This window comes from Conyzicola nivalis (genome assembly GCF_040548875.1).
Taxonomy (GTDB): domain Bacteria; phylum Actinomycetota; class Actinomycetes; order Actinomycetales; family Microbacteriaceae; genus Conyzicola; species Conyzicola nivalis_A.
The window spans coordinates 142,074-159,257 of record NZ_JBEPSJ010000003.1 but is presented as its reverse complement, the minus strand read 5'-3'; the positions used below and the strand labels follow the sequence as shown (position 1 = coordinate 159,257).

The 17,184-nt window shown below is 69.1% G+C and carries 17 protein-coding genes; 6 read left to right on the top strand and 11 right to left on the bottom strand.

Translation table 11 applies throughout. The features are described 5' to 3' along the window. Positions 1–2,577: a family 78 glycoside hydrolase catalytic domain gene (locus tag ABIE21_RS13280; RefSeq protein ID WP_354025306.1), complete on the top strand. Its 2,577-nt coding sequence runs from the start codon at positions 1–3 to the stop codon at positions 2,575–2,577. Between the two features lie 57 nt (positions 2,578–2,634). Here the strand turns inward: ABIE21_RS13280 and ABIE21_RS13275 are convergent, their stop codons facing one another. The 6 genes from ABIE21_RS13275 to ABIE21_RS13250 all read right to left on the bottom strand — a co-directional run bounded on the left by ABIE21_RS13275 (position 2,635) and on the right by ABIE21_RS13250 (position 6,810). Continuing rightward, positions 2,635–2,943, bottom strand: coding sequence for a hypothetical protein (locus ABIE21_RS13275; protein ID WP_354025305.1), 309 nt, complete (start codon positions 2,941–2,943; stop codon positions 2,635–2,637). Between the two features lie 138 nt (positions 2,944–3,081). Continuing rightward, positions 3,082–3,603, bottom strand: coding sequence for a hypothetical protein (locus ABIE21_RS13270; protein WP_354025304.1), 522 nt, complete (start codon positions 3,601–3,603; stop codon positions 3,082–3,084). A gap of 251 nt (positions 3,604–3,854) precedes the next feature. After that, positions 3,855–4,409 (bottom strand): hypothetical protein, encoded by a 555-nt coding sequence (locus ABIE21_RS13265; protein WP_354025303.1) that lies wholly within the window; start codon positions 4,407–4,409, stop codon positions 3,855–3,857. 112 nt (positions 4,410–4,521) lie between these two features. Continuing rightward, on the bottom strand, positions 4,522–4,941 hold the full coding sequence (locus ABIE21_RS13260) for a VOC family protein (RefSeq protein ID WP_354025302.1): 420 nt from the start codon (positions 4,939–4,941) through the stop codon (positions 4,522–4,524). A 61-nt stretch (positions 4,942–5,002) separates the two neighbouring features. Further along, entirely contained in the window at positions 5,003–6,370 is a 1,368-nt protein-coding gene (locus tag ABIE21_RS13255; RefSeq protein WP_354025301.1) for a cryptochrome/photolyase family protein, read from the bottom strand. A gap of 2 nt (positions 6,371–6,372) precedes the next feature. Continuing rightward, complete coding sequence (locus tag ABIE21_RS13250) at positions 6,373–6,810, bottom strand: MarR family winged helix-turn-helix transcriptional regulator (RefSeq protein WP_354025300.1); 438 nt, start codon at positions 6,808–6,810, stop codon at positions 6,373–6,375. 373 nt (positions 6,811–7,183) lie between these two features. On the opposite strand from ABIE21_RS13250, the gene ABIE21_RS13245 reads away from it, so the two are divergent. Beyond that, positions 7,184–8,632, top strand: a complete 1,449-nt coding sequence (locus ABIE21_RS13245) for a threonine/serine ThrE exporter family protein (protein ID WP_354025299.1) — start codon at positions 7,184–7,186, stop codon at positions 8,630–8,632. An 18-nt stretch (positions 8,633–8,650) separates the two neighbouring features. Here the strand turns inward: ABIE21_RS13245 and ABIE21_RS13240 are convergent, their stop codons facing one another. Together ABIE21_RS13240 and ABIE21_RS13235 are read right to left on the bottom strand one after the other, a co-directional pair. Next, the gene (locus ABIE21_RS13240) at positions 8,651–8,905 is read right to left on the bottom strand and encodes a zinc-ribbon domain-containing protein (protein WP_354025298.1); all 255 of its coding nucleotides are present in this window, start codon (positions 8,903–8,905) and stop codon (positions 8,651–8,653) included. After that, positions 8,906–9,055 carry a hypothetical protein gene (locus tag ABIE21_RS13235; RefSeq protein ID WP_354025297.1) on the bottom strand — a complete coding sequence of 50 codons (150 nt, stop codon included), beginning with the start codon at positions 9,053–9,055 and terminating at the stop codon, positions 8,906–8,908. Between the two features lie 328 nt (positions 9,056–9,383). On the opposite strand from ABIE21_RS13235, the gene nhaA reads away from it, so the two are divergent. The 4 genes from nhaA to ABIE21_RS13215 all read left to right on the top strand — a co-directional run bounded on the left by nhaA (position 9,384) and on the right by ABIE21_RS13215 (position 13,987). Then, complete coding sequence (gene nhaA / locus ABIE21_RS13230) at positions 9,384–10,652, top strand: Na+/H+ antiporter NhaA (protein WP_354025544.1); 1,269 nt, start codon at positions 9,384–9,386, stop codon at positions 10,650–10,652. A gap of 137 nt (positions 10,653–10,789) precedes the next feature. Continuing rightward, a complete protein-coding gene (locus ABIE21_RS13225; RefSeq protein WP_354025296.1) occupies positions 10,790–12,001 on the top strand; it encodes an epoxide hydrolase family protein in 1,212 nt (403 codons plus the stop codon). 8 nt (positions 12,002–12,009) lie between these two features. Continuing rightward, a complete protein-coding gene (locus ABIE21_RS13220; RefSeq protein WP_354025295.1) occupies positions 12,010–12,945 on the top strand; it encodes an alpha/beta hydrolase in 936 nt (311 codons plus the stop codon). Next, complete coding sequence (locus tag ABIE21_RS13215; RefSeq protein ID WP_354025294.1) at positions 12,935–13,987, top strand: redoxin domain-containing protein; 1,053 nt, start codon at positions 12,935–12,937, stop codon at positions 13,985–13,987. Before ABIE21_RS13220 ends, ABIE21_RS13215 begins: the two co-directional genes overlap by 11 nt. On the opposite strand, the gene ABIE21_RS13210 is transcribed toward ABIE21_RS13215, so the two are convergent. The 3 genes from ABIE21_RS13210 to ABIE21_RS13200 all read right to left on the bottom strand — a co-directional run bounded on the left by ABIE21_RS13210 (position 13,984) and on the right by ABIE21_RS13200 (position 17,099). After that, entirely contained in the window at positions 13,984–14,826 is an 843-nt protein-coding gene (locus ABIE21_RS13210) for a helix-turn-helix transcriptional regulator (RefSeq protein ID WP_354025293.1), read from the bottom strand. The two genes, ABIE21_RS13215 and ABIE21_RS13210, sit on opposite strands and share 4 nt — an antisense overlap. Before the next feature lie 101 nt (positions 14,827–14,927). Continuing rightward, entirely contained in the window at positions 14,928–15,557 is a 630-nt protein-coding gene (locus tag ABIE21_RS13205) for an MEDS domain-containing protein (protein WP_354025292.1), read from the bottom strand. 108 nt (positions 15,558–15,665) lie between these two features. Continuing rightward, positions 15,666–17,099, bottom strand: a complete 1,434-nt coding sequence (locus ABIE21_RS13200) for a GMC family oxidoreductase (RefSeq protein ID WP_354025291.1) — start codon at positions 17,097–17,099, stop codon at positions 15,666–15,668. Positions 17,100–17,184: the final 85 nt, after the last annotated feature.

Here is a 17,184-nt window from a genome sequence, read left to right as displayed (position 1 = left end):
GTGCAAGCAACAATCAGCCGACCAGTGCGCTTCGAGCACCACTACGACGAAGCGATCGGCATCGGAGTGGCTTCCCCGCGCATCTCCTGGCAGACGACGGCCGAACCCGGATTCATGCAGGCCGGCTACGAGCTCGAGTTCGACCGCGCGGACGGCACGCAGAGCACCGGCCGGCTCGAGTCGCACGAGCAGGTGCTCGTCGCCTGGCCCGTCGCGCCGCTCGCCTCGCGCGAGCGCGTGGGCGTCCGCGTGCGCGTCTACGGCGACGACGGTGTGGCGTCGGCGTTCAGCGAGACCGGCTACGTCGAGGCCGGGCTGCTCGAACCCGGCGACTGGGTCGCGAAGGCGGTCGGCCCCGCCTGGGACGAGGATCCCGACACCGACCGACGACCGCCGCTCGTGCGCCGCGAGTTCACCGTCACGGCGCCCGTCCGCCGCGCCCGCCTCTACGTGAGCGCGCACGGCGTGCACGAGACCGAGATCAACGGCGTGCGCGTCGGCGACGACATCCTGTCCCCGGGGTGGACGGTCTACGGCGAGCGTCTGCGCTACTACACGCACGACGTGACCGATCTGCTCACCACGGGCCAGAACGCCGTCGGCGCCTGGCTCGGAGACGGCTGGTACCGCGGCCGCATGGGCTTCAACGGCGGCTACCGCAATCTCTACGGGGCGGATGTCTCGCTCATCGCCCAACTCGAGGTCGAGTACGACGACGGACGGGTCGACACCGTCGCCACCGACGAGTCGTGGACGGCCTCGTTCGGCCCCATCCTCGAGTCGGGACTCTACGACGGCGAGACCTACGACGCCCGCGCCGAGCAGCCGGGCTGGTCGAGCGCGGCGTTCGACGCCGCGGGCTGGACCCCGGTGGCGATCGCCGAGCGCGACCCCTCCACCCTCGTCGCCCCCGAGGGTCCGCCCGTGCGCTGCACCGAGGAGCTCGCCCCGGTCGCGGTGACCCGCTCGGCCTCCGGCGCGTACATCCTCGACTTCGGGCAGAACCTCGTCGGCCGCCTCAGCCTCGTCGTCGACGGCCCGGCCGGCGCCACGATCACGCTGCGCCATGCCGAGGTCCTGCAGGACGGCGAGCTCTACACCCGCCCGCTGCGCCTGGCGGCGTCGACCGACACGCTCGTGCTCGACGGTTGCGGCGAGCGTCGGTGGGAGCCGCGGTTCACCATCCACGGTTTCCGCTTCGCCGAGGTCTCGGGCTGGCCGGGCGAGCTCGCGGCTGGCGCGGTCGTGGCGAAGGTCTACCACTCCGACCTCGAGAGAACCGGCTGGTTCGAATCATCCGACCCGCTCGTCAACCGGCTGCACGAGAACGTGCGCTGGAGCATGCGCGGCAACTTCGTCGACATCCCCACCGACTGCCCGCAGCGCGACGAGCGCCTCGGCTGGACCGGCGACCTGCAGGTCTTCGCCCCGACCGCGGCCTTCCTCTACGACGTGTCGGGCATGCTCGGCTCGTGGCTGAAAGACGTCGCCGTCGAACAGCTGCCCGACGGCACGGTGCCCTGGTACGTGCCGGTGATCCCGGGCGGCGACTCGTGGACGCCGATCGACCCGGGCGCGGTGTGGGGCGACGTGGCCGTGCTCACCCCGTGGACGCTCTACGAGAGGTTCGGCGACACCGGCATCCTCGAGCAGCAGTACGAGAGCGCGAAGGCCTGGGTCGACCTCGCCGACCGGCTCGCCGGCGACGACCACCTGTGGAACGAGGGAAAGCAGCTCGGCGACTGGCTCGACCCGGCCGCACCGCCGGAGGACCCCGCCGCCGCGCTCACCGACCGCTACCTCGTCGCGACCGCCTACTTCGCCTGGTCGACGCGCCGGCTCGCCGAGACAGCGCGCGTGATCGGCCGAGACGCCGACGCCGCGCACTACGAGGCGCTCGCCGCGGCCGTGCGAGAGGCTTTCATCGCCGAGTACTTCGAGGAGAGCGGAAGGATGACGAGCGACGCGCAGACCGCGTACGCGCTCGCTATCCAGTTCGGGCTGATTCCGGATGACACGGAGCGCGCCACCATGGCGCGCGCCCGCGTCGGCGAGCTCGTGCACGCGGCCGGAAACCGCATCGCCACCGGGTTCGCGGGCACGCCCGTGATCTCCGACGCGCTCACCACGGCCGGCACGGTTGAGATCGCCTACGACCTGCTGCTCGAGCGGGAGTGCCCGTCGTGGCTGTACACCGTGCTGCAGGGCGGGACGACGATCTGGGAACGCTGGGACTCGCAGCGTCCCGACGGCTCGATCAACCCGGGGGAGATGACCTCGTTCAACCACTACGCCCTCGGAGCCGTCGCCGACTGGATGCACCGTGTTGTGGCGGGCATCTCGCCCGCGAGCGCCGGTTACCGGGAGATCCTCGTGCGACCGCAGCCGGGCGGCGGCCTCACCTCCGCCAGCGCGCGGCACCTGACGCCGTACGGGGAGCTGTCGATCGCCTGGGTGATCGACGCGGAGAGGCTCACCGTCGAGCTGGTGGTGCCGACGGGATCGACAGCGCGCGTCGAACTGCCCGGCCGAGAGCCGTTCGCCGTGGCATCCGGGGCCCACCGCTTCACGGCGTGACGCGAACGTCGAAGGCCCCCGGCGTGGACCGGGGGCCTTCTCGTGCGCGGGCGGCTGCTAGCGGCTCTCGTCGGTGCCGGTGAGCGCGCCGTTCCAGTGGTAGCTGGAGATCGCGTCTGCGAACGTGGCCGCGCTGTCGCCCTGCCCGAGCTGATCGCCGGTCTCCGCGTCGAACATCGCCACAGCGTGGGCGGGGTCGGGGCTGCCGCTGCCGACGGTGAACTCCACACGGACCGAACGGCCGTCGAGGGTGCCCGTGACGACGCTCTTCTCGTCGTCGCCCGTCGTGTCGGTGGTGATGAACGGTCCGGCCCCGTAGGTGGCCAGCGCTTCGTTGATGTGCTTGACGTTCGCAGCAGTGTTCACAGTGATCCTTTGGTTGACGTGTTCAGGCGACGCTACCCGCGGATCGGTTTTCGCTCGCGGCATTGACGCCGCCTGAAAGAGCGGTATGCGAAAGAAGGCCCCCGGCGTCAACCGGGAGCCTTCTCGCGCCGTGGCTGGTTAGCGGCCGAGGACGCTTTCGAGTCCGAGTCCGCCGGTCACGTCGCCGATGAGGCCGTCGACGTCGGTGACGCTGTCGACCAGGTCGCTCACGCCGGCGCCGATGTCGGTGCTGGTGTCGCCGCCGGTGACGGGGGCCGTCACGGGTGCTGTGATCGGCGCGGTGACGGGCGCCTCGACCGAGGCGTCGTTGCCCGAGGCGACCGGGGCAGTGACCGGGGCGGTGACGGGTGCGGTCACGTCGTTGCCGCTCAGGACGCCGCCGCCGAGCACGTCGCCGGAAGCGACATCGCCCACCTGCGGGGCGATCACGATGGGCGACTGTCCGGCGAGCGAGACGTTGCCGAACAGGTCGGAGATGTCACCGAAGAGATCGGTGCTGGTCTGAGTGGAGCTGTACTCGCTGGACGTGTCGCTCGTGGTGTCGGCCGATGCGGGGCCGGCGAAGCCGACGATCGCGAGGGCGGCAGCGGCGGCGGTTCCGCCGGTGGCGAGCAGAGTCTTCTTCGTGATGTTGTTCATTGTCTGAACTCCTTCAAGTCAGCACCCGAATCTCCCCGAACCAGTGAGGCCGGTCGTTCCCGGGTGCACTGGGGGTCCGGACCGGACGCGGGAATCGGATTGGGCGGCGGTCGGGATCGACACCGTCTCGTGCCTGATTCGAACAATCTCGGAGCCGCGTCTGCCGCGCCATCCCGCGGATCCCGGCGACGCCGTCACCAAACCTGAGCGAGTGCTGGCAGTGCGATCAGGAGTTCTTTGATATCCGCCCACTAGCGCCGGAGGTTCTTGAGAGTCGTCTCCCACAGTCCCTTCACAGGTCGCTGCTGTTCGCCCTGCTGGGCGGCGAGGACGATGAGCACGGCGGTGAGCACCGGCGTCGTCCACTGCAGCACTCTCTGGACACGCTGCGCCGAGCTCAGCTCCGGCGACGACCCGCTGCCCGGCTCTGTGACTCCGCGCGCCCCTTCGTCGGAGTGGTCGCTCATCCTCTTGCCCGCGATGCCCGATGCGAGAGACGAGGCACCGGCGAGCCCGGTGACGGCGGTCTTGATGATCGTGTTCGTGCGGCTCTCCTGCTGCCCCATCAACCGAGTCTTGTTGCCGGCGATCAGACCGATCCCTCCGACGCCGTGCACGACGATTGCGGCGAGCTGCACCGGCGCCCACTTGGCCCAGCCGCGCGACGAGATCGCCAGCCGCTCGGCGGGGGAGTTGGCCGTCGCCGCTGCGCCGTTCAAACCGACCGCGCCCATCAGCGAGCCTCCGAACCAAGCGGCCAGCCCGAGGTCGTGCATGCTGCGTACGAGGGTGTTGCGTTGTGACATCTGTCTTCCTCCCGTTGGCCACGACGGCACGGGTCGCCGTGCGTGTGCGGGCGACGCTACTCGCGCGACCGATTTCGGGCGCGCGGGGTTGACGCCGGACGGAAGGCCCCGCTCAGGCGGGTGAGCCGGAGATGTTCACGAGCCAGTGAACCCCGAACTTGTCGTCGCACATGCCGAACTGGTCGCCCCACGGTGCCGCGGTCAACGGCTCCTGCACCGTGCCGCCCTCGGAGAGCTTCTCCCAGTAGCCGGTCAGCTCCTCGACGTCCTCCCCGCTCAGGGAGACGGACACCAGGTCGCCGCCGCCGGTGTAGTCCACCGAGCTCGGGGTGTCTGCGCCCATCAGCACCAGCCCGTTCGGGGTCTCCAGCTGCGCGTGCATGACCTTGTCTTTCTCGGCCGGGTCGTCGCTCATCTGAAGGTCGCCGAACGTGCTGACGGTCAGTTCGCCACCGAACACCGACCGGTAGAACTCCATCGCCTCGCGGGCGTTGTCGCGGAAGCCGAGGTACGGGTTGAGTCGTGTCACCATGGAAATCTCCTTTGATCCCCTGAATTCTGGCAACCGGGCGACGCCCGCCACAACCCCGTGGTTACGAGGTCGAGGCCTTCATCGTGTCGTACGCGGCGAGGGCGTCGCGCCTCGACTGGGCGAGATCGACGATCGGCTCGAGCGGGTACTCGCCCGCCTCCAGCTCGGGGACCCAGCGACGGATGTACCGCCCGTGCTTGTCGAACTTCTGGGCCTGCAGAACCGGGTTGAACACGCGGAAGTAGGGCGCGGCATCCGCCCCGCTGCCCGCGACCCACTGCCAGTTCGCCGGGTTGTTGGCCTCGTCGGCGTCGACGAGGGTGTCCCAGAACCAGGCCTCGCCCACCCGCCAGTCGACGAGCAGGTTCTTGATGAGAAAACTCGCGGTGACCATGCGCACCCGGTTGTGCATCGTGCCGGTCTCCCACAGCTCGCGCATGCCGGCGTCGACGAGCGGGACCCCGGTCGTGCCGTGGCGCCAGGCGTCGATCTCCCACTCGGGGGTGTCGGCCCAGGGGAACGCGTCGAAGGCGCTGCGGTAGTTGCGTTCGTGCAGCTCGGGGAAGTGGTACAGGATGTTCCAGTTGAACTCGCGCCAGCCGACCTCGCGCAGGAACCCCGCGGCGTTCGCCTTCGCGCCGGCGCCCAGCGCGCCGTGCAGCCGGTGCCAGATCTGCAGGGGGCTGATCTCGCCGAAGCGGAGGTGCGGGCTGAGTCCGCTGGTCGCCTCGAAGCCGGGCTCGTCGCGTCGGTTGTAGCTCTCGAGCACCTCGTCGACGAAGCCCTCGAGCCGTTCGTGCGCGTTGTCCTCGCCCGGGCGGCAGTGCTCGCGCAGCCCGCCGGCCCAGTCGGGTTTTGTGGGCAGCAGGCCCCAGTCGCCGAGGTCGTCGCTGCGCACGTCGAACGGGCGGATGCTGTCGGGCGCGTCGAGCGGGTCCCTTGCGACGCCCTGTTCCAGGCAGGTCTTCCAGAACTGCGTGAAGACCCGGTAGGGGTTGCCCTCCTGTGTCGTGACCGTCCACGGCTCGAACAGCAGGTTGGCGCGGAAGCTCTGCGCCTCGACGCCGGCTTCACGCAGGCTCGACTTCAGGGCGGCGTCGATGTCGCGGGCCCGGCCATAGCGGCGGTTCCAGAAGACCGCGGCGGCATCCGTCTCGGCGACGATGCGCGCGATCTCGGTGGCGGCGTCTCCGCGGCGCAGCGTGAGAGTGCCGCCGCGGGCCGCGATGTCGGCGCCGAGGGAGGCGAGGCTGTGGTGCAGCCACCACTTGACGGCTCCGCCGAGGGGGCGGATGCCGCGGCTCACCTCATCGAGAAGGTAGACGACCACGACCGGGCCGCCCCGCGCGACCGCGGCGTCGAGGGCGGGGTTGTCGGCCAGGCGCAGGTCGTCGCGCAGCCAGACGACCGACGGTCGTTCGTTCGGCACGGTCACTTTCCGCCGAGCCGCAGCTTCTCGGTGAGCACCGTCAGCTGGCGCAGCTCGTCGGCGTCGAGGATGCCGCCGACGCGGTTGCGGATCGACTCGGCGTGCACCACGGCGACCCTGCGGAACAGGGCGAATCCCTCGTCGGTGAGCTGCACGATGGTGCCGCGGCCGTCGCCGGGGTCGCTCTCCTTGGTGACGAGCTCGCGCTGCACGAGGCGGTCGACGAGCCGGCTCACGCTCGGCTGGGTGAGCAGGAGGTGACGGTTGAGGTCGCGGATGCGCAGCCGGCGTTCGGGCTGACGCGCGAGGTTGAAGAGCACGTCGTACTCGTTGAACGACAGCTCGCCGGAGGGGAACTCTGAATTCAGCTGCCGCAGAACGGAGACCTGCGCGCGAAACAGGGACTCCCACGCGTCTACAGCCAAGGATTTATCGCTCACGGGACAACTCTATGTATGCGCACCGATACCAACGCAACCTCTGGATCGGGTGAGCGCAACATGCCGTAGGAATGAGGGCAGCCTTAAACAGGATTGAGGGTCGGTTTCAGAGGCTAGAAACCGACCCTCTCCCTTGCACCAAGAGTGTCCTGCAATCACATTCCGCATCAGCTGCCACAGCAAACAACTTCTGCTCCATTAATATATAACGGTGCGGTAACGAAGCGCTAGTTATCGAACCGTTATATTTCTGAGAGTTTTCCGAACGCCTGTGACGCCCCGTATGCTCGGCCCCTCCGAGGGCACCTGCACCATCTGGGCGACGAGGAACATCGGGTGATCCGACGTCTCGATCAGCCCGTAGCCTTAACGCGTGACAGACAGCGCCAACGACCGACGAGACGTGCTTCGCGATCGTGTGAGCCGATCCATCTCGAGGCTGGCCGGTGGCGCGATCCGCGGACTCGACGCCCCCACCCAGGTCATATCCGTCGTCACGGTCGACGACCAGATGCCCCAGCGCCACGCCAGACTGGTAATCGACCTGTGCCTGCGTGCGGGCGAGGCGATGCTGGCCACCGGCGCTTCCGCCGCCGACGTGGTAGCCACCGTTCTGAGAATCAGCCACGCGTACGGCATCAGCGGGATGCACGTGGACGTGACGTTCACCTCGCTCACCGTGTCCATTCACCGCGGCATGAACGAAGACCCCATGTCGGTCATGCGGATCGTGAAAGTGCGAACCACCGACTACTCGCGTCTGCAGGATGTGTACCGGCTCATCGACGAGATCACCGGCACCGACACCCGGATAGGCGTCGAGGAAGCACGCGACAGCCTCACCTCCATTCTGACCAGTCCGCACCCGTACCGCCGCTGGGTCGTCGCGGCGGGCAAGGCCGTTCTGGCCGGCGGAGTGGTGGTGATGTTCGACGTGAGCTTCGTGCTCGTGTTCGTCGCGGCCGCGTCCGCGATCGTCTCCGACCTCATCACCCGAAGACTGGGAAAGCTGCTGGTACCCGCCTTCTTCGCCCAGATCGCCGCGGCGATGGCTACGACGAGCGTCGCCGTCTTCATCTTCTGGCTGCGTTCTATCGGGATCGAACTACCCGGGTCGAACAGCCCCACCGTCATCGTGATCGCGGGGATCATCACACTGCTCTCCGGTGTCGGCCTGACGGCATCCGCCCGCGACGCGATCGACGGATACTACGTCACGGCGACCGCACGCGGCATGGAAGTGCTCATGCTCACCCTCGGCCTCGCCGTCGGCATCTCTATCGTGCTCGGCGCTGCGTTGCGGATGGGGCTGCCGGTGACGATCGGCACGTCGTTGGGCAGCGACATAGGGTTCGTTCCCGGCGTCGCCGGGTCGGCGCTGATCGGAGTCGGATTCGCGCTCACCTCGTACGTGCGTCTGCGGTACGTTCCGCTCATGGCGACGGTGGCCGGTCTCGTCTTCGCCCTGTACTCGTTGGTGCTTCCCCTCGCCTCCCAGCCGGGGCTCGCACCCGGCATCGCCGGCATCTTCGCGGGCGTCATCGGATACCTCGTCTACCGCTGGGTCAAGGTGCCCGAGAGCGCGATGACCATGGCCGGCATCATCGGTCTCATCCCCGGACTCGCCGTCTATCGGTCGCTCTACGCCTTTATGGACTCGGCCGAGGGAGTGACGGAGGCTCTTCCCGCGATGGTCATCGCACTGGCGACCGGCATCGGGCTCGCTGCGGGAACCACCATCGGCGGTTTCGCGGCCAGACGCACCTTCGGCCTCGACCGCTCGGCCGTCCTCGCCGGGCGGCGCACGCGCGGCGCGCGGTGATACCGGAGAGCCGGAGCGCTAACGCGCCGTGTCGCGAGCCACGCTGCTGAGCGAATGCTCCACCTGCGCGCGCGTCAACGCGGTGCGCCCGCCGCAGTTGGTGCATTCGTTGTAGAAACGCGTGGAGAACGTGAACAGCGGCACGAAGAAGAGGGTGAACCGGTTCGCCGATCTGACCACGTTCTGCCGAGCGCTCGTGTGGCAGTAGCCGCACACGAAGGTCACGACGTTGACGATCTGCTCCGTGGCCCGCGAGCCGAAGAGCAGAAACATCTAGCGTCCCCCGGCGCCCGTGGTGCCCGGGGTGCTGCGACCGCCGAGACGGGACTTGGCGCTCGCGACCAGTTTCTGGCCTCGAGGGCTCTTGACGAACTTGGTGACTACGGGCACGGCCACGACGGCGAACTTGATGAAACGGAGCATGGGGGCGTCGCTTTCGGTCTTGGCCCGCTCGGGGCCTGTGGTGAGACGGGTAATCCCGCTTTTCCATCATCGGTCCTGCGGCGACGGGGCACGTTTTCGTCGGTGACCATTGACTCTGGCACGGGCGCGAGGCAGTGCCGGCGGCGAAGCGGGCTGGCGCGTCCGCTCGGTGGTTGCGCGGGTGAGCCCGAGCAGCGCCCTCGACGACCGCGTAAAGTAGCTGCTGGTGTGCCGGGAAGTCTGGTCGGCGGGGTCGATAGACCTCTCACGACTCGAGCGACCAAACGCACAGACGAAGGAACCCGTGACTCATCACGCGCCGAACCACCTGCCCGACGACCAGGCCCCGCACTCGATCTGGCGCGGCATCCATCAGACCCTTGCCAAGGACACCGTGGGCGGCGCGCTCCTTCTGGGGGCCACGGTGCTCGCGCTCGTCCTCGCCAATACGGGCGCGGTCGGCTTCTACAACGCCCTGCGCGACTTCACCTTCGGACCGGAGGCACTGCACCTGCACCTCAGCGTCGGCGCGTGGGCCGCCGACGGGCTGCTCGCGATCTTCTTCTTCGTCGTCGGGCTGGAGTTGAAAGAGGAGTTCGTTGCCGGCAAGCTGCGCGAGTTCTCGACCGCGATCGTGCCTATCGCCGCCGCCGTGGGCGGAGTCGCCGTGCCCGCGCTGATCTACGTGATCGTGAACCTCAACGCGGGCGACGAGGCGCTGCAGGGGTGGGCGATCCCCGCGGCGACCGACATCGCATTCGCCGTCGCCGTGATCGCCGTCGTGGGGCGCAATCTGCCACCGGCCCTTCGCACCTTCCTGCTCACCCTCGCCGTCGTCGACGATCTGCTCGCCATCTCGATCATCGCGATCTTCTACACCGACGAGATAGCGTTCGTCCCTCTGGCGCTCGCCCTGATCCCGCTCGCCGCGTTCGGCGTCGCGGTGCAGCGCGGCGTGCGCGCCTGGTGGCTCCTGATCCCGCTCGGTGTCATCACCTGGGCTCTCATCCACGCTTCCGGCATCCACGCCACCGTGGCCGGGGTGCTCCTCGGATTCATGGTGCCCGTCATCGCCACCAAGCGCGCGCGGGTGAAGAGCGGCGTCGACGCCTCCGGACGCCAGCTGTACGACGGTCTCGCCGCCCACTTCGCCGACCGGTGGAGCGTCGTCTCGACAGCCGTCGCCGTGCCGCTCTTCGCCTTCTTCTCCGCCGGTGTCGCCGTCGGCGGTCTCGCCGGCCTCGCCGAGTCACTGCAGGACACGATCGCCCTCGGGATCATCGCAGGCCTCGTGCTCGGCAAGGCGATCGGCATCACCGCGACGACCTTCCTCGTCACCCGGCTACCCGGACTGCGGATCGACCCGTCGATCAAATGGATCGACATGGTGGGGATGGCCTTCGTCGCCGGCATCGGATTCACCGTGTCGCTGCTGGTCGGCGAGCTCTCGTTCGGCAGCGGAAGCGAGTCCGACGAGCACGTGAAGGTCGGCGTGCTCGCCGGCTCGCTGATCGCGGCGACCATCGGCGGCACCATGCTCTCCCTGCGCAACCGCCACTACAGGGCTCTCGAGCGGCAGGCGTCGCCGGTGGAGTGAGGGGTTCTCCTCACGTCTCGGGGCTGGTCGCCCGGAAGTGAGGGGTGGTGCGGATGTCGCGGGGGTGCGGCCCGAGACAGAGTCGAGGTCAGAGGCGGCAATCCGTCGCCCTTCCGCCGAAACCCCAGGGAGACGCCATGACCATCAGCGAACACCGCACCGAGACGGACGACAGCACCGCCGTGCGCCCCTTCACCATCGCCGTTCCACAGGCCGACCTCGACGACCTGCGCCGTCGCATCCGCGACACCCGCCTGCCCGAGCGTGAGACCGTGACCGACGCGTCGCAGGGCGTGCAGCTGCACGTCGTCGAGGCGCTCGCACGCTACTGGGCGGAGGAGCACGACTGGCGCTCGGTGGAGTCGCGACTCAATGACCTGCCGCAGTTCGTCACCGAGATCGACGGACTCGACATCCACTTCATCCACGTGCGATCGCTGCACGCCGAAGCCCTGCCGATGATCGTCACCCACGGCTGGCCCGGATCGGTGATCGAGCAGATGAAGATCGTGGGGCCGCTGACCGATCCCACCGCGCACGGCGCGAGCGCGTCCGACGCGTTCCACCTCGTCATCCCGTCGCTGCCGGGCCACGGCTTCTCCGGCAAGCCCGAGCAGCCGGGGTGGGATCCGATCAGGATCGCCCGGGCGTGGGCCGAGCTCATGCGGCGCCTCGGCTACGACCGCTACGTCGCGCAGGGCGGCGACTGGGGCAATGCCGTGACCGAGCAGCTCGCCCTGCAGACCCCGCCGGGTCTGATCGGCATTCACACGAACATGCCGGCGACGGTGCCCGACTCGATCCAGCAGGCGCTGACCGACGGCGAGGCGGCGCCCGACGACCTGACCGGGGAAGAACGTGGTGCGTGGGATCAGCTCGCCACGTTCTACGCCCACGGTCTCGCCTACGCCCAGGAGATGGGCAACCGGCCGCAGACGCTCTACGGAATCGCCGACTCGCCGGTCGGCCTTGCCGCCTGGATGCTCGACCACGATGCCGCCAGCTACGAGCTGGTCGCGCGAGTGTTCGCCGGCGAGGCGGAGGGCCTGAGCCGTGACGACGTGCTCGACAACGTCACGCTCTACTGGCTCACCAACACGGCGGTCTCCTCCGCCCGGCTCTACTGGGAGAGCAAGCTCCCGTTCTTCGCCCCGAAGGGCGTCACGCTGCCGGTCGCCGTCAGCGTCTTCCCCGACGAGATCTACGCCGCCCCGCGCAGCTGGGCCGCGCAGGCCTACCCGAATCTCGTGCATTTCAACCGTCTCGACCGCGGCGGCCACTTCGCCGCCTGGGAGCAGCCCGAGCTGTTCGCGCAGGAGATCCGCGCTGCGTTCCGGTCGCTGCGATGAGCGCGGCCATGGGAGAGATCCGGCAGGTCGAGGCCGGAGATCTGAACGTCGGATTCGCGGATGTCGGACCCTCCGACGGTGCGGCCGTGCTGCTTCTGCACGGCTGGCCGTACGACATCCACAGCTACTCCGAGGTCGCGCAGATCCTCGCCCACGCGGGCCACCGGGTCATCGTTCCGCATCTGCGCGGATTCGGCTCGACGACGTTCCTGTCGGCCACGAGCCCGCGCAACGGGCAGCAGTCGGTGTTCGCTTTCGACGCCATCGCGCTGCTCGACGCGCTCGCGATCGACCGGGCGGTCGTCGCCGGGTTCGACTGGGGTGCGCGAACCGCGAACATCCTCGCGGCACTCTGGCCCGAGCGCTGCCTCGGGCACGTCGCGGTCAGCGGCTACCTGATCGGAAGCCAGCAGGCGAACGCGGCCCCGCTCCCGCCCGCGGCGGAACTCGCCTGGTGGTACCAGTACTACTTCGCCACCGAACGCGGCCGCGACGGCTACGACCGGTACCGAAGCGAGTTCGCACGGCTCATCTGGCAGACCGCATCGCCTCGATGGCGGTTCGATGACGCGACCTTCGCCCGCACCGTCGCATCGTTCGACAACCCCGACCACGTCGACATCGTCATCGCGAACTACCGCTGGCGGCTGGGACTCGCCGAGGGGGAGGAGAAGTACGCCGACGTCGAACGCCGGCTGGCCGCACGGCCGCCGGTCGCGGTGCCCACCGTCACACTCGAGGGCGACACCAACGGGGCACCGCACCCCGAGGCATCCGCCTATCGTCCGCTCTTCACCGGCCCCTACGAGCACCGGGTCGTCACCGGGGGCGTCGGCCACAACCTCCCTCAGGAGGCGCCACGGGAGTTCGCCGACGCGGTGATGGCCGTCGACCGCGCGGCGCAGCGGGCCGAGGCGGCATCGGAGGTGTCCCATGTCGGCTGATCGGTCCGACGGTCAGGGCCGTGGCGGTCTGTTCCGCTCGCTAGCGCACCGGCTCTCGGGAGACACCCGGGCGCTGCCCGACGAGGGGCGCCTCGGTTCGTTCGACCGGGCCACGGGATGGCTCGGAACCGAGCCGTTGACGACGGAGAGCCTGCGCGGGCGGGTCGTGCTCGTCGATTTCTGGACCTACACGTGCGTGAACTGGCTGCGCACGCTTCCGTACCTGCGGGCGTGGGACGCGAAGTACCGGGATGCCGGGCTCACCATCGTGGGGGTGCACACGCCGGAGTTCGGTTTCGAGGGCGACCCTGTCAACGTCGAGGCGCACTCGCGCGAGCTGGGGGTCGAGTACCCGGTCGCGGTCGACTCCGACTACGGCGTGTGGAACGAGTTCGCGAACCACTACTGGCCCGCGGTGTATCTGGCCGACGCGGCGGGCCGCATCCGCTACCACCACTTCGGCGAGGGGGAGTACGCGATGACCGAGATGGCGATTCAGCAGCTCCTCGCCGAGGCAGGCGCGACGGACATCGACCTCGACCTCGTCGACGTGCGCCCGGAGGGGCTGGAGGTCGCCGCCGACTGGACGTCGCTGCGCTCGCCCGAGAGCTACCTCGGATACGGGCAGAGCAGCGGCTTCGCATCCGAAGACCGGGCGCTCTACGACCGCGCGCACGTCTACGAGGGCAGCGCCGGGCTCCCGCTCAACGGCTGGGACCTCGCCGGCGACTGGACGGTCGCCCGGCACGCCGCCGTGTCGAACGCGCCGGGCGGGCGGATAGCGTTCGCCTTCCATGCCCGCGACGTCAACCTGGTCATGGCTCCGTCGACCCGCGGGCGGGCAGTGCCCTTCCGGGTCTTCCTCGACGGGCAGCCGGTCGGGGATGCGCGAGGGAGCGACGTGGACGTCGACGGTCGCGGAGTCGTCGACACCGCCGGGACGTACCAGCTGATCAGGCAGCCCGGGCCGATCGGCGACCGCGTCTTCGAGATCGAGTTCGCCGAGGGAGGTGTCGAGGCCTACTGCTTCACGTTCGGCTAGACGACACCGTTGCGGAGAGCGAAGGCCGTCGCCTCGCTGCGGCGGGCGACCCCGATCTTGCGGTACAGGCTGGTGATGTGCCGCTCCACCGTGCGGTCGCTCAACCAGAGGATCCCGGCGATCTCCTTGTTGCTGAGCCCCTGGGCGAGCAGGCCCAGCACCTCGAGCTCCCGGCGGGTCAGGGGTAGCCGGGCGGGGCGCGCCGCCTTCTCCTCCGCCTCGTTGGGCGGGCCTGCGGCGCGCGCCGACAGTCGTGTGGCATTCCAGTCGTCCACGTCCGACACCAGCCGCGACGCGTCGTGCACGTGCTTCGAGAGCGACGCCAGCGACGGTTCTACCTCGTCGACGAGCGACCGGAGCAACTCGTTCTGCTTCACGAGCATGCGTTCGGCCGAGACCCTCGCCTCGTGCTCGCGGCCGAGCCGGCGGGCGGTGTGGATGGCGATCGCGGCCTGGCTGATCGCCACCCGCAGCAGGTGCGTCTCCATGGCCGTCGGGAAGTCGCTCCGCCTGGCGGAGACCAGCACTCGACCGGTCTCCCACGGCAGTGCGAGGGCGACGTTCGTGACGCGGTAGGCGCCGGCATCGAGCCCGACCGAGGTCGTCGTGATCCCCGGCGCAAGGGAGCGCTCCGCGTCGAGCACGACCCCCAGTTCGACGGGCACGGCCGTTCCCGAGGGGCGCCAGATCACGAGCGGCACGCCGCCTTCGGGATCGTCGAAGCGCGCGTAGGCGCCGTCGAGCCGCAGCACGCTGAACAGCACGCTCAGCAGTCCCGTGGCGATCTCGCCCGGTTCGTGGTCGACCCACAGGGCGGGCAGTGCGAGCAGGGCGCCCATGTCGCGTAACCAGCGTCGAGTGTCGGAGGCAGAGGCATCCGTCGGCCTTCGATCCTGCGCTCCGTCTGGCGTGCGGGTGTCCATATCGACCGGGCCGCCGCTCAGCGGTTCCGCCGCGCCCGCTCCTCCAGGAGCTCCGACGGCGGCACGAAGAACGGATTCTCCTGCAGGACCCCGCCGATCAAGACGATCGGATGGGTGCGGAGGATGTCGATGATGAACGAGCCGTCGAATTTCTCGGCGTCATAGGAGCAGATCACCACGTGCTCGTGGCGCGCGTGCACGAAGTTCGCCTTCGCCTCGAAGTCGATGAGGTCGTCGGCGTCGTCGCTCAGCGCGGTCGCCCAGCCCATGTCTGCGACCAGGCGGATACGCGGCGTCGTGCTGCCGGGCAGCATCTCGTCGAGCTGGGCGAGCATGTCGTCCGGGTCGAATCGGCCACTGCGTAGATAGGTCTCTGTCCACGTGCGAACCTGGCACCTGTGCTGTGCCAGCAGCTCGCCCGCGTCGTATCCGAGATGCCTGAGACGGTTGACGGGGGCGGCCGACTCGGCGGGATCGACGAGGTAGAGCAGCCGGTCGCCGGCCTCGACCCCCTGGCGCACGAACGCATCGAGCACGGCATCGTCGTGCCGTCCGTTGCTCGTGAAGGCGCACACGTGGCGATAGCGGTCGAGCACCCCGTCCGCGAACGTGACGGGAGCGGCGGCGCGCCGGTCGTCAGTGGGCATATCGATCTCTCGATTCGCGGGTTCAGTGGTCTCGGCAGAGTAGCGCAGCGCCCTCGCCGCGCACAACGACGGCTTCGCGGTGCACGGCTTCCTCTCTCGCCGAAGGACTCACGCCGAAGCCGGCCCGTTCATCGTGCCGCGGGCCCGCCCCGAGCCGGGGCGGGAGCCGTCCGGTGCCAGGGCTTCGGCGAGATGTCTCGCCAGCCGTACGGCCAGACAGACCGCGAGGAACGTCGGGTTGGCTTCGCCCGAGGTCCTGAAGACGCCGCTGGACGCGATGAACAGGTTGTCGACTCCGTGCACGCGGCAGTCGCCGTCGACTACGCCGTCGCTCGCGTCGACGCTCATCCTGGTCGTGCCGATGTGGTGGAAGCCGTCGGTGGCGGCCGCGCGCACCCCCGCCGCGCGGTCATCCTCGGCATCGAGGTACAGCAGCCGGCCGCGGCCGGACTCCCGCAGCTGCTCGTCGAGGAATCGATGCGACGCGAGCACCGAGTCCAAGTCCTGCTGGGTGTAGCGGAAGTCGATGTCGAGTCCCGGCTGGCCGTCGGCGGATGTCGCCGCATTCAGCGTGACTCTGGAGTCGGCATCGGGCACCTGCTCGGCGTGGAAGTGCAACGCGTAGATGCCCGCCGGGTTGCGCAGCAGGAAGCCCGGTTTCCGGGTGGGGGAGAGGTACCGCTTCCGGAGGACCTGGACGACGTCGCCCGCTGCCCGAAAGGGCCGCTTTGCGATATTCGCGACGTGGGGCGCGTAGCGGCGCGGGGGCGGACCGATGTGCCGCAGGCGGATGCCCTCCGCGATGAGGCGTCGGCCGATCGGCGCAATGGAGAGCGCCAGGAAGACGAGAGACAGGGTGGCGTTGCGGTGCCTCGCATCGTAGAAAGGCGGGTTGTCGGCGTAGAAGCTCGTATTCAACAGGCGGCGTTCGCGTTTGATCCGATCCGAGAAGGTGAAGCGCCGACGGACATAGACGTTGTGATCGTCGAGAGCGAAGTCCAGGTCCCGGATGTCTGACGTGTCGGTGAGCTCGATATTGGCGATGCTCCCGCTCAGGTGCCCCATGTAGTAACGGCCCAACGGCCCGTCGACTCCGCCGAAGTGATTCGGCAGCCGGCGTTGCACGCTCAAGAGCAGGCGCGTGGTCTCGAGTCCTCCGCAGGCGAGGACGAAGCTGCTGGCTCGCACCTCGACCCTGTCCCGCCCATGAAGGACGAGAAGATGGGCCACGCCCGTTCCTGTCTGATCGAAGCCGATGTCGATGACCGTGGCCTCGCAGAGCGCCGAGATGCCGGGGTGCTCCGTGGCCCGCGCGCCGAGCCGGGCGGCGAGCTTGGGCTGCCGCGCCCAGCGTTCGAGCTTCGTCACGCTGACCTGGCTCAGGCCGTCCCACTCCGCCGCGTCGCTTCGAAAAGTCGGCACTCCGCAATCGAGGTATTCGGCGGCGGCGGCCGCCCACGGAGAGACGTCCGCCTCGGTGATGGGCCACCCGCTACCGGCGATGTAGTCGCGGGGCTCGAAGTCGAGAGCGTCGAACTGCACGCAGCGACCGCCCCACAGCCACGACGAGCCGCCGATGCCTCGCCCGGTCGTCAGCTCCAGAGGGGCGTGCGTGGTGGGATCGACC